This window comes from Pseudomonas sp. LBUM1643 (genome assembly GCF_059716215.1).
In genome coordinates this window covers 2,774,760-2,786,600 of record NZ_CP166813.1, presented here as the reverse complement: position 1 = coordinate 2,786,600, position 11,841 = coordinate 2,774,760, and the positions used below count along the sequence as shown (strand labels likewise).

The window sequence follows — 11,841 nt, the reverse complement described above, 5'->3', positions numbered from 1 at the left end:
CGCTGGCGGCAGGCATCAGGCGACTACTCGGCGAAATTTCAGGCTCCAGCCCTGCTGCATGCCGGCCGCCGCCAGCAGGATTGCCGCGACACCGAACCACTGCAGGAGCTCCAGGCGATGGCCGAAGGCGAACCAGTCCACAAATATCGCGGCGATCGGGTAGATGAATGACAGCGCGCCGGTCAGTGCTGTCGGCAGTTTCTGGATGGCGCCGTACAACAATACGTACATCACACCGGTATGGACGATGCCCAGAGTGACCAGACTGGCCCAGGCGCTTGGCGCTTGTGGCAGCGCCGAAAAGTGTGCGAACGGCGCGAGCAACAGTACGCCGGTGCAGACCTGGACCAGTGCAATCAAATGCGGCGGAGTGCCGGTCAGGCGCTTGATGATCAACGCTGCAATGGCGTAGAGAAACGCAGCGCCCAGCGCCAGTGCGATACCCAACAGGTAGTCATTGCCACTCTCGCCCTGCGTGCCGTGCGCACTCACAATCGCCAGCATTCCCAGAAACGAGATGCCCAGCCAGAACAACTTCTGCAGGGTGATTTTCTCGTTGAGGAAAAGCGCGGCCAGCCCCACCAGCATGAACGGCTGGACGTTGTAGACCGCTGTCCCGATGGCTATCGATGCCCGGGAATACGACGCAAACAACAGCACCCAATTGCCGACAATCGCCATGCCGCTGAGTACGGCGAGCAGGAACGTGGTTCGGGTCAGGATTTTGCGACGTAAAAAGCCGAATGCCGCACAGATCAGCAGCAAGGTGCCGGCACCGAACACGCAACGCCAGAACACTACGTCCAGCACCGGTTGGCCGGACACCAGCACGAACCAGCCGATGGTTCCGGAAATCAGCATGGCGGCGGTCATTTCAGATGAACCGCGACGGATTGAGTTGTCCATCATTAGACTCCTGTATTTGAGCCCAAAGTATGCCTATTCGCCCGCAGGCTTCTCCAGCGCAAAAAGCAGGCTAGAATTCGAATCTGCCTTTTTTATAAAGGCGGATTTGATTAATTGCCTAAGAGAGGTTTCGCCGTGACCGACGATATTGATCAAGTGCTGATAACGGCATTGATGGAGGATTCCCGGCGATCGCTCAAGGCGCTGGCGAACATCAGTGGTTTGTCTTCGCCTAGTGTCGCCGAACGTTTGCGGCGTCTTGAAGAACGGGGCGTGCTCACAGGCTATACCGTCGAGATCGACCCCAAGTGCTTCGGTTATCAGCTGCAGGCCATCGTGCGCATCCGCCCGCTGCCAGGCCAGCTGCAGGAAGTTGAACGGCAGATTCAGGCGATCCCACAGTTCACCGAGTGCGACAAGGTCACTGGGGACGACTGCTTTATTGCGCGACTGCATGTGCGTTCCATGGAACAGCTTGATACGCTGCTGGATCGCCTTAATACCCATGCCGAAACCAATACGGCGATCGTCAAGAAAACACCCGTCAAACGCCGATTACCACCGATGGCGTAAGTGAAACGCCAGGTTTCAATGGGTATGTTCAGGATTTTTCAGCTAGGGAATGGCAATTTGAAAACTCAGGTAATGGTACTGGCAGCAGTATTGATGGTGACAGGGTGTGGCACGGTTCAAACCGTCATGATGGGTGATGAGTCTGCTGCCAAGAGTCTCAAGCAAAAGAAGAGCTATTGCGGCGCAGTCCCGCGAATCTACAGCGGCGTGACCTATGATTTTTGCGTTCTGTTCGCACCACTGGAAGAAGGACGGGACGCGCAGAAATATGACAATGCGCCACTCGGACTGCTGGTCGATGTAGTCTTTTCCGGCGCACTCGATACCTTGATGCTGCCCTACACCATTTACCGACAGCAGGCCGACGGCAGCATTATCGTCAACTGATCATCTGGATTTTCAGGCAATAAAAAACCCGCCTGAGCGGGTTTTTTACTTATGGCCGGCGATTAATCATCGCGGCTCATGATGCCGAACAGCTGCAACAAGCTGATGAACAGGTTGTAGATCGATACATACAGACTGATGGTCGCCATGATGTAGTTGCGCTCGCCGCCGTGAATGATGGCGCTGGTCTGGAACAGAATGCAGACCGAGGAGAACAGCACGAAACCGGCGCTGATCGCCAACTGCAAACCGCTGATCTGGAAGAAGAAGCTTGCCAGCGTCGCACCCAGCAGCACGAAGAAACCTGCTGTGATGAAACCACCGAGGAAGCTCATGTCCTTACGGGTGATCAGTACGTAGGCCGAAAGGCCACCGAACACCAGTGCGGTCATCGCGAAAGCCGAACTGACAACCTCGGCACCGCCCTGCATACCCAGGTAACGGTTGAGGATCGGGCCGAGCAGGAATCCCATGAAACCGGTCAAGGCAAAGGCCGACACCAGGCCCCACGCGGAATCACGTAGTTTGTTGGTGAGGAAGAAAAGGCCATAGAAACCGATCAGAACCACGAAAATGTTCGGGTAACCGACACGCATCTGTTGAGCGACAAACGCCATCACGCCGCTGAATGCGAGGGTGAGGGCGAGCAAGCCGTAAGTGTTGCGCAGGACGCGGCTAACCTCTAGCTGCTCAGCCTGCACGCTGTTATTAACTGCGTAATCCTGTTCGCGCATGGCGACACTCCTGTTGGTTTGAAACGTTCAGTCGCAAAGATCATAACAGACACTCTGTAACAAGCTACGCAGAGAGTTTGACAGTGTGTTTCATTCAGGTATTATGGCGCCCGCAACGCAACGGAGGTGTGGCCGAGTGGTTTAAGGCAACGGTCTTGAAAACCGTCGACTGTAACAGGTCCATGAGTTCGAATCCCATCGCCTCCGCCATATTTGTACGTTAGAGCCCTGATTATTCGGGGCTTTTTCGTTTCTGGGGTTTGGAGAAACGCCCTCTGCCCGCGAAGCGTTACAAAACTATTGGGCGGGCGTTACAAAATTATTCCGCTTTTTTCTGCCCTCCGGCGTCCTGCCGATCGCCCCACCCTACCCTTTCCGCCAAAGTAAATCGCTATTACAGGCAATCTCATTGCTCCCCTCGCAAGAGCCTGCCTCATCGCTTTTTACATCGCCCGGTTACCACCCGATCGGACTGGTCTATCGTTGACCGCTGTATTGGCTTGACACGCAACCAGGGACAGATAGCAAATGAAGGGGGCCATGACGGAACAATCGCCTAAACCAACGCAACAGAACGCGGAGTTGCCGGGACTGGATCGCCAGGTGCTGGAGCATTCGCGGCAATGGCTGCTGACGGGCATCTACTTGCGCTGTCCGCCTGCGTCGCCGGGCAGTCCGCCAGTGAAGGAATACGTGTTTCCAGATAAGCAGCTTTCAGCGATAAAGCTGTCAGTATAATTGCGCCCTAATGACGGCTTTGCCGATGCGGTAAAGGAAGGAAGCTTTAGGGTGGAGACTGAAAAGGGGGCCAACAGGTTTTTACACCATCGACATGATGACGCGGCAGCACTGGATGCTATCTTCGTATTCAACTAGTATCCCCTGTGCTCGAGGTGATGTGTGAAATGTCACCGCCTTAGCCTATGCGCGAAGGCAACAAAAAACATCCACTCACAGCGAGTTGAAAAATGTCTTCACTCTCAGAACTCCCACTCAGTGAACTTCACTTCGACCCGGAGAACCCTCGACTTCCGAACAACTTGAAGCATAAGGGTGATGAAGACGTCATCAGATATTTACTGCTTGAATGCAACTTGATAGAGCTGATGCTATCTATCGGCGAGCATGGTTTTTTCGCAGGGGAGCCATTACTCGTCGTACCTAGAGCGGCAGGCGGCTGGACCGTAGTAGAAGGTAACAGACGGCTCGGGGCTCTAAAGCTTCTCCAGCCCGACGTGACACCTCCAGTAAAGCCAACTCAAGTAAATGAGGCGCGCCAGATTACAAATAATGCGCCGACTTTAATTTCCGCTTTAAAATTTGATGACAGAAATGACATACTGAGCTATCTCGGCTATCGGCATATTACCGGTATTAAAGAATGGGACGCACTAGCAAAAGCCCGATATCTTCGACAACTTCGGGCAAGGCATGGAGCTGACCACGCAGAGGCACATAAGGCACTAGCAAAAGAAATCGGAAGTAAATCCGCTTACGTTGCCAAGCTACTAACTGGACTTACTCTAGTCGAAAAGGCGCGCGACAGCGGCCTACTCTCGCATATAAAGCTTGAAGAGGACGACATTCAATTCTCGCTCCTAACTACTGGTATCGGCTATAAAAATATATGTGAGTTTATTGGAATCTCATCCGCGTCAGACGTTGATGCCAATGGGTTAAAAGAACCAGAGTTCACTGAGTTTTTTAGTTGGATATTTGATAAAACGCGCGGATCAACAACTCTTGGAGAGTCTCGAAACTTAGAAAAACTTGCCCGCGTAGTCCATAATGAGCAAGCTCTTAATGAACTCCGTCGTGGCACGACCTTGGAAATGGCTGACCTCTATACGAGCGGCCCACTTGAGGCGCTGCGTAACCTTCTTAGGGAGACTGAGGAGCGCCTCGAAAGCGCAATGAGTACTCTTAGTGTTGCAGATGGCATTAGTAGCTCGGATATAGAGCAAGCAGGGCGGATTAAAAAAATATCCACAGCTTTGCATGCAGCCCTGCACGGCCTTTTGAATCCTATCGAGTAGATCATGATCACCCTTAACAAGCCACGCGACTCAGACATTCACACTCTGGCAGACTTTGCAGAGCTTTTGTGCCTGCTAACGCAAGATCGTATTTGCTCACGAGAGACCATTTCCGATCAGATCAAAGACGTTGGAGACGCTAACATTAGCGACGCCGCTTTAGATGACTGCTTTAGTCATTTGGAATGGCGCTCACAAAGCTTTGATGGATTCTATCCTTTCGTGATAGATAGGAGCTCAAAGACATTTTCCGCCCCGGAAGAACTTGATCAAGTCCACCATCTTTATGTGCTATTGCTTCTATGTGCAAACCTTCCCTTCTTGGAAAATAGAGGCACCATAACTGACGCATTTGAGCGCCTGGCATTAATTGCCCTTGAGCGCTCCTGGCCTGCCGGCTCGAATATTCGGCCCTTCGGAAAAAATGAGACCAATTACACCGGCACTAAGGCAGAAAGAATTAATAAGCTAGCCACTAATCTTGGAGCCCAAGGGCTATGTACCGAAAGGACATTCAGAGGCCGGGATAGCGGAGATGGAGGCATAGATCTGGTTGCATGGATGGGGCTGGATGATTATGAAACGAGAAACATCCCTTCCGCACTTGGTCAATGTGCATGCTCAAGGACGGATTGGGTTACCAAGCAAACAGAAATTTCTCGTGATCGACTGAACATAATGATTCACCCATCCCACCCATGGATGCAATTGATTTTCATTCCACACTGCTTTAGAAACAATCATGGGGGATGGGCTGTCGACGGTGAGATCGCCTCAACAATAATCTATGACAGACTGCGAATTATTCAAAAAATAGGAGGCGACCTAGACTGGACGCATGTATCCCCGCCTCAACTATTCTTTGACTTTCTTGACGAGAGACTAGAGTTAGTATAATCACCAAATATCAGGAAGAGCTTTCGACACTGCCTCAAATAGAGGTGGTGGAACAGCATTTCCAACTAAGGTATATCGTTGCATCTGAGAGACGTTTTCTGATTCAGGAAAAATTAAATCTCCAAACCCCTGAATTCGAGCGGCCTCACGATAGCTAATCACACGAACAGGAGAATCACTCTCAAACTCTCATACATTATGTCCAAGCTTTACCATAGCGGGACTCATTTGATGCAAGGGCATATGCAGAGGATTTGCAACGATCGTCCGAGACGTTTAATCCAAACCATTGCGTCTATCTCTGAACAGGTAATACCCCGGGGGCTCTGGACTTTAACTAATGGTAGTTTTTAGCGAACCCGAATTGTTCTGATTGCTCCTTAAACCACAACCGCACTACCGCACTACCGCACAGATTACCTCTTCGTAGTCTTAGCCTTTGTACGCAGTTAAAATTTCAACAGCGCCTTGACATGCGTATCCAGATCGAGAAGTTCGCTGTCAGATGCACCTCCAGATCTAGCTGTAATTTTAAGTGATAAATCTCGTATCGCTCTAATTTCAGCGTTATTTGCATCAAAATTCGGGATATTCAAATAACTCGTAACACTTACCCCCAAGCTCAGCCGAGAGGCAAAAGCCGAAACGGTACTGGAAATCATCGGAGCGTTTAGAAAGCCAGTTAAATACGCTGCCTCCCCCTCCGTTTCAACAGGAATAAAGTAAAGTTTGTGATCCGGTATAACTATTTTTTCGCCCGCAAAACTAGTAGAAGCACTTCCTACATAGGCGGCAGCGAACGTTTTACCTATCTCGCGCCATAGAACCTTATAAGGCGATAACGTGTATGGCCCCGTACTCCACAGGGAGTAAAACACCTCCTTCTTCTGGTACAGCTTATAGCTTGAACGATTTTCTAGAAGGAACCTAAAACGGTTCAAAAACCTGAATACCAGCGGAGAATGAGTCGCAAGTTCAGGATCTCCATTCTTCTCCTGCTGAGGAAAAATGATACGTAGCTGCTCATCTGGAACAGCGCAGAACGCTCTTACCCCTTGACCTCTAAGCAGAGGAAAAAGATGTTTGGCCTCAATGCGATCCGTTATCTCGGGAATGCCTTTCGTCTTCCCGATAACAGCAGCATTTCGTACCGTGACGGTATTTTCATCGCATTGCTCCTTCTCATAGACCCAATACGCACCGTTGAGGTCCGTCGTCACCCCCTTGCGAGCCTCGTATGTTTGACCTGCCCCGGCACACACTTTTCCGTAAACGACATGCTCTTCCTTCGACCCAGTGAGCCAGGGCCTCCCTCCATCACCACCTGACACGGGAATAGCCAACTCGTCGATCTGCTTTGCATCCCGGCGAAATTCTTCAGCTCTAGTTGAGCGCCGCAGTTTCGCTACCGGCACATCACCAGTCGTCCATACACGGTATGGCACCGGGAAAACTGTCGAGGCATCTCTTTCCAAAGCAAGGAAACGAGGCATATTAGTTACACCATCGAATGGACTGATCGCATCAAAATTTTCAACCAATAGCACCTTGCATTTCACGCCATTGGGGCCAACTGAAAATCTCCGAAAACCCGCGCTCGAAGGCGTAGTAAAGACGGAACCAGGCAAGAAAAAACCAAGACGCCCTGAGGGGGCCAGATAGTGATTGATCGCTTGGTAAGTCACTACCGTCGAAATATCCGCCGCGTTACCTCCCACCCACTTGCCCTTGCTGAAAATGCCAAGCTCTATGCACTGTTCCTTGATCGTCTTGGTGTACTCCTTAGGTAGGTTGCCCCATTTCACCCATGGAGGATTGCCGCAGACATGGCTCGATGGGGGGATGGCGCCCGCAGCAAAACGATCAGCCAGAACCGCGCACCAAATTCCGTTCCATCCTTGCTCATGGAGCGATACCAAATTTCCGACAGTTGCTTCTACAATTTCAATATCGCGACCACTCAGTCCCATACCCTCAAGATCAGGTCGAATCGCGCTATTTATTTTAGCGGCAGCAATATCTGCATCTATCAGAACTCTGACCCTCGCGAATACCTTAAAGAATTCAGAATGGTCGATCATAGCCTGCGGAACTGAGAACTCCTTCGGACCAACCTCTGTCTGCATGACATAGCTATAGCTCGGGAACAGACCATTACTCACGCAGGCGGGGTTGACTGCATCAGCGAGGTATACAGGTAAGCGTATCGGATCAGCAGGATCCAAGAATGGAGAAAGAAATACTGCCAGGGACCCCTTAGCAGTGAGTACCGCGAGTGGATTTAGATCGATACCATGCAGCCCAGTGAGCAGTGATCTCGCGGTGGAGACATCGCCATACTCCAACCGACGCCGACGTAGCGCCTCTAACAGGAACGTGCCAGAACCACATGTGGGATCGGTGAGAGAATCTTTCGCGCCCCACTCAATCAGATCCATTCCGTGCTCGGCGAGCCAGTCCGGCGTATAAAACTCTCCGAGTGCATGGCGAACTTCACGGGGGATAAATCGTTCGTATATCCCTTTAAACAGATCCCGTGTCGTATCAGGATGCTTTTTAGCGATGGTGAAGTCCACGCCGGAAAGCCTTACAAACAAAGCCTCCAAGTGAGGCCTGTACTCCTCCCAATTACTATCATCCAAGTACCAAGAAAAAAAGTCGCCGCTGAGCATATTGAGAATGCCCGAATGCTCAAAAAGCTCGCCCGTCTCAACCGCACGTAGACGCTCGGCAATGGGGACCGTCGAATCCAAAAGATCTTGGCTCGGCTTAGGAAGAGCACATGCAGCAACGACCTTGGCAATGATCGCGATGTAGGTGTTCAGGGCAAAAAGGTAAGCTGCAGGATTTTTTTCATAGGGTTTAGCATGAGATATCTTCTGCCGAGCAAGCAGCTTCTTCATGTTCTCCGGCTGAAAACCGACAACTTGACTGAAAAGTCTACGCCACTCCGTGAACAGCATTTTTGCTTTAGACGTCTGGGAACTAGACTCTGCCTGACATATGCTGCCATATAGTTCGGGAATCAGCGCAACCCCATACTCAGAGTCCGGCCCCACCAATGCCTGTAAAAGCTGAGGGTGAACCAGTGGGCGACCATTCTGTTCCAACAGCGTCAACAACCGATTTGCCGAACCAGTATCGAAAGGAATGACACCGCCCCATTGCGCACACGCCTCGTCAAAGTTGCCGAAGCTAATATGGGATCCATCCCATATCACCAACATGTAGTCCTCAAGACGCCGACCTTCTTCAGCCGAAATCAATTCAGCGTATTCCTCCGCTTGATCACGAGCCTTCTCGGCCTCGCGATTAAGGCGTCCGGCAAACAACTTCGGCGCTTTATATTCAATGACCACTGCGCCATGAGCGACGTCAGCAAATATCGTGGGTTTCCCAGCCTTCTTAAGCGCTCGCTCTAACTGGAAAGGTGTCCACGGGATACCTCGCGCATCGCATGCTTTCTTAAGAGCACCTTCAAGCTCGTGCCGCAGTTGAGCTTCATTCTCTGCCGCTTCAGAAGCGTTAGAGACCGTGCTAACGAGCTGTAATGCAATTTTGGGCACTGCGGCGATCCTGTAAATATTAATCCAAGTTGTACCATTGCTGGCAGCAAGTGAACTCCCGCCAGCGTCTTCCCTATCCCTATTGAGCTTTCCTACCCGGTGCTCTTCAATCCAGCCCCTGTGAAAAGATGTCGGAAGATAGCCTCAGCAAGCATTGGAGGGACGGCGTTGCCTATCTGGGTGAACTTTGACGCAGTATCGCCGACTGGCTCGAAATCACGGCCGAAAGTCTGGATACGCGCACACTCCCTCCAAGACAGACGTCTCGGCTGCTCCAGCTTAGGCCGTGCAGGATCGGCGACCAGGTGCTCATATTCATCCGAGAAGTCCCATCTTTGTTTCCAACCGTCGGCCAAATTCGACCATGTCAGTTTCATTACAGGACTAGCTGGATGCAACGTAATGTGCCGCCAATTGGCAACCACTGTATAGGCTGGCTCAACCCATTTGGCTTTCCGATTCCGGGACATGAAATACCAAGAGAAGTGGCCTTCCGGATCATGCGGACGCTCATAGAACTCACCCTCTGGCCACAGGGGCAGATCCAGAATCACATCACCGTGAGACGCATAAGGCTTCAGATCAGCATTTTTCTTTGTCGGTTTTCCGTGCGTTTCCGGCGGAAATTCGAAAATTTGATTTAGATCCTTCCTGACGCCAACGATGATTAGGCGCTTGCGCGATTGCGGGACACCATATGCCTTGGCATTAATTAGGTGATGGCTGACAACATACCCTTCCTGCCTGTAGGCCGTTTCTTGCTCTTCCAGAAAACTACCTGCCCCCAGCTGCTTCAATCCAGAAACGTTTTCAGCCACGAAGTACTTAGGCCGGACGAGATTAATTACCCGCAAGAACTGCTTGTAAAGATTCGTGCGCTCGTCTTTCTCTGGATCCCTGTTTCCAGCCATCGAAAACGACTGACACGGATACCCCCCAACCACGACATCCGCACTCGGGAATGCAAGAACCTGCGATATATCGCCATTTCTCACGTCCGTATCGGGGAAATACTTCTCCAACGTTTTGCACGCATCCTTAAGGATATCATTCGCAAAAACGATGTGACCGCCGGCAGCTTCGATACCGAAATCCATTCCTCCACATCCGGAGAATAAAGAAAGGACTCGGATTTTTTCCCCATCTTTCTCAAAAATACTATTCACATTACCCTGCATCAGATTTTGTTTCTTCCGAGCTCCCGCCCTGCGCCAAAAGCGGCCAGCGTGCCTTTAAATACCCATCAACCGCATCCCGTACCACCCATGCAAGCGAGACCCGATGTTCCGCTGCGATCTTTTCCAGCACGGTGTACTGCTCTTCAGGAAAGCTGATGGATGCACGAACGCTACGCTCATGAGCACCAGCGTCCTGCCGTCTTCTCTGTATTGACATGACATGCTTACCTGCAAAATTTCCTCACCACTCTACACCAAAGTGGTGAACAATTGATACCTATCCCCCTACCGAATCAGTGGTAAAAAACGGATGATCTAGTGGTTCACTCTCCGGTCGATCAACTGGTAATCGACATCAGTATAAACCGCTCCAGGCTTCCAGCCCCCAATTCATGATCACCAGTTCTCCACTCACCTCAACCTTCCCCTGTCGCTGATTGGTATTGCAGTAACGGATGTCCAGCATCTCGTAGTGACAGCCCTCAAACACCCGACGGATGTCCGGGTGGTCGTTGATGCTGACTATCCTTGCCCTTGCGCTGCGCATGAAATCAGCCATCCGCTCGTAGTTCTCGAACGGGAAGTCGACGCCATACCCAGCGGTCTGCTAGTAAGGCGGGTCCATATAGTGAAAGGTGTGGACATTGAAAGCAAGACATTTACTGTATATATAAACAGGTGCCAGACTCGATTCGCTTTGTGCACGAAGCAAGAGCCTTGGCTGGACTTGCAGGGGAAATCTGCGAGGACGGCGGTCGGTCTAGATGTTGACGCATCCACACCGACCGCTCTTTTTTGATGCTTACTTACTCAACTTTGGCTGCAGGATCACTCGGGCCAGCATCACCAGAATACCCAGAACGCCGTAGGCTGCCGGCGGCAGTACCGCCTGCAACTGAGGCAGCATCTGTTCAGCCATACCCAGTGCCGCGATCGCGCCGCCTGTCTGAACGCTGGACAACTTCAACGCATCTTTCCAATTACTAATCAGTTGCATAGTTTGTTGCCTCGGGTGTTGAGAAAGGTTCAGGCCAGCGCCTTCAACGTGACCTGGTAAACGCAAATTTCAGCGCTGCGGGGTTCACGGCACGTCCTTGAAGAAGATGTGATGGCCGAGCCTCAACGTTTCCTTGGCGCCTTTCGCCCAGTTCGGTGGCTTGGGCATGGTGGTCGCGAAGTAATGGGTGGCACCGCCGGTGGGATCAGGTACCTTTCCATCGATCACCTGGTCAGCGGCAATCCGCGCTTGCGCGAGCTCACGGAAGGGAATCGGCTTCGCGCCACTCAGGTAGGAAAAATTCGGGTCGTTCCTGTTCCAGCAACTGAACTGGTACGGCTTCTGACATACGCCGGCATAGCCCTCCCCCCACCATGACTTGGTCTTGCCGTCGTTCACGCGGTTGCAGATGGTCCAGGCCACGGCGATCTGGCCGGTCAGGGATTCGCCGCGGGCCTCGCCCCACAACGTACGGGCGAGGATGTCGCGGTCTTTCTCGGATACGATCATTACTTTTCTCCAGGCAAAAAAAAGCCCGCATAGTCAGCGGGCGTGCGATTGTTTCTA

General features: G+C 51.7%; 11 protein-coding genes, 1 tRNA gene and 2 pseudogenes. 6 read left to right on the top strand and 8 right to left on the bottom strand.

All coding sequences use genetic code 11. The features are described 5' to 3' along the window. Positions 1-15: 15 nt before the first annotated feature. A complete protein-coding gene (locus ACA063_RS12630; RefSeq protein ID WP_497666129.1) occupies positions 16-906 on the bottom strand; it encodes a DMT family transporter in 891 nt (296 codons plus the stop codon). 135 nt (positions 907-1,041) lie between these two features. On the opposite strand from ACA063_RS12630, the gene ACA063_RS12625 reads away from it, so the two are divergent. Then, positions 1,042-1,479, top strand: coding sequence for an Lrp/AsnC family transcriptional regulator (locus ACA063_RS12625; protein ID WP_497666128.1), 438 nt, complete (start codon positions 1,042-1,044; stop codon positions 1,477-1,479). 57 nt (positions 1,480-1,536) lie between these two features. Next, positions 1,537-1,866, top strand: coding sequence for a YceK/YidQ family lipoprotein (locus ACA063_RS12620; RefSeq protein WP_497666516.1), 330 nt, complete (start codon positions 1,537-1,539; stop codon positions 1,864-1,866). A gap of 62 nt (positions 1,867-1,928) precedes the next feature. Here the strand turns inward: ACA063_RS12620 and ACA063_RS12615 are convergent, their stop codons facing one another. Continuing rightward, complete coding sequence (locus ACA063_RS12615) at positions 1,929-2,600, bottom strand: Bax inhibitor-1/YccA family protein (RefSeq protein WP_034147218.1); 672 nt, start codon at positions 2,598-2,600, stop codon at positions 1,929-1,931. A gap of 122 nt (positions 2,601-2,722) precedes the next feature. On the opposite strand from ACA063_RS12615, the gene ACA063_RS12610 reads away from it, so the two are divergent. From ACA063_RS12610 to ACA063_RS12595, 4 genes are all read left to right on the top strand, one after another. Further along, positions 2,723-2,810, top strand: a tRNA-Ser gene (locus tag ACA063_RS12610). 330 nt (positions 2,811-3,140) lie between these two features. Next, complete coding sequence (locus ACA063_RS12605) at positions 3,141-3,338, top strand: hypothetical protein (protein WP_497666127.1); 198 nt, start codon at positions 3,141-3,143, stop codon at positions 3,336-3,338. Positions 3,339-3,568: 230 nt separating this feature from the next. Next, a complete protein-coding gene (locus ACA063_RS12600) occupies positions 3,569-4,636 on the top strand; it encodes a hypothetical protein (protein WP_497666126.1) in 1,068 nt (355 codons plus the stop codon). Between the two features lie 3 nt (positions 4,637-4,639). Further along, a complete protein-coding gene (locus ACA063_RS12595) occupies positions 4,640-5,533 on the top strand; it encodes a hypothetical protein (protein ID WP_497666125.1) in 894 nt (297 codons plus the stop codon). On the opposite strand, the pseudogene ACA063_RS12590 reads toward ACA063_RS12595, so the two are convergent. The 6 genes and pseudogenes from ACA063_RS12590 to ACA063_RS12565 form a co-directional block, all read right to left on the bottom strand. Beyond that, positions 5,534-5,698: pseudogene (locus tag ACA063_RS12590) on the bottom strand (DNA cytosine methyltransferase); the annotation flags it as partial. Positions 5,699-5,982: 284 nt separating this feature from the next. Next, positions 5,983-9,099, bottom strand: coding sequence for an N-6 DNA methylase (locus ACA063_RS12585; protein ID WP_497666124.1), 3,117 nt, complete (start codon positions 9,097-9,099; stop codon positions 5,983-5,985). A gap of 92 nt (positions 9,100-9,191) precedes the next feature. Continuing rightward, entirely contained in the window at positions 9,192-10,277 is a 1,086-nt protein-coding gene (locus tag ACA063_RS12580) for a DNA cytosine methyltransferase (protein ID WP_497666123.1), read from the bottom strand. A 355-nt stretch (positions 10,278-10,632) separates the two neighbouring features. Further along, positions 10,633-10,917: pseudogene (locus tag ACA063_RS12575) on the bottom strand (DNA adenine methylase); the annotation flags it as partial. Positions 10,918-11,079: 162 nt separating this feature from the next. Beyond that, on the bottom strand, positions 11,080-11,274 hold the full coding sequence (locus ACA063_RS12570; RefSeq protein ID WP_497666122.1) for a DUF7940 domain-containing protein: 195 nt from the start codon (positions 11,272-11,274) through the stop codon (positions 11,080-11,082). 84 nt (positions 11,275-11,358) lie between these two features. Further along, a complete protein-coding gene (locus ACA063_RS12565; RefSeq protein ID WP_497666121.1) occupies positions 11,359-11,784 on the bottom strand; it encodes a cell wall hydrolase in 426 nt (141 codons plus the stop codon). Between the last annotated feature and the right edge of the window lie 57 nt (positions 11,785-11,841).

Coding starts and splice junctions, on each gene's coding strand:
- ACA063_RS12630 (WP_497666129.1), bottom strand. CDS start 906: ATGGACAACTCAATCCGTCGCGGTTCATCTGAAATGACCGCCGCCATG.
- ACA063_RS12615 (WP_034147218.1), bottom strand. CDS start 2,600: ATGCGCGAACAGGATTACGCAGTTAATAACAGCGTGCAGGCTGAGCAG.
- ACA063_RS12605 (WP_497666127.1), top strand. CDS start 3,141: ATGACGGAACAATCGCCTAAACCAACGCAACAGAACGCGGAGTTGCCG.
- ACA063_RS12600 (WP_497666126.1), top strand. CDS start 3,569: ATGTCTTCACTCTCAGAACTCCCACTCAGTGAACTTCACTTCGACCCG.
- ACA063_RS12595 (WP_497666125.1), top strand. CDS start 4,640: ATGATCACCCTTAACAAGCCACGCGACTCAGACATTCACACTCTGGCA.
- ACA063_RS12580 (WP_497666123.1), bottom strand. CDS start 10,277: ATGCAGGGTAATGTGAATAGTATTTTTGAGAAAGATGGGGAAAAAATC.
- ACA063_RS12570 (WP_497666122.1), bottom strand. CDS start 11,274: ATGCAACTGATTAGTAATTGGAAAGATGCGTTGAAGTTGTCCAGCGTT.
- ACA063_RS12565 (WP_497666121.1), bottom strand. CDS start 11,784: ATGATCGTATCCGAGAAAGACCGCGACATCCTCGCCCGTACGTTGTGG.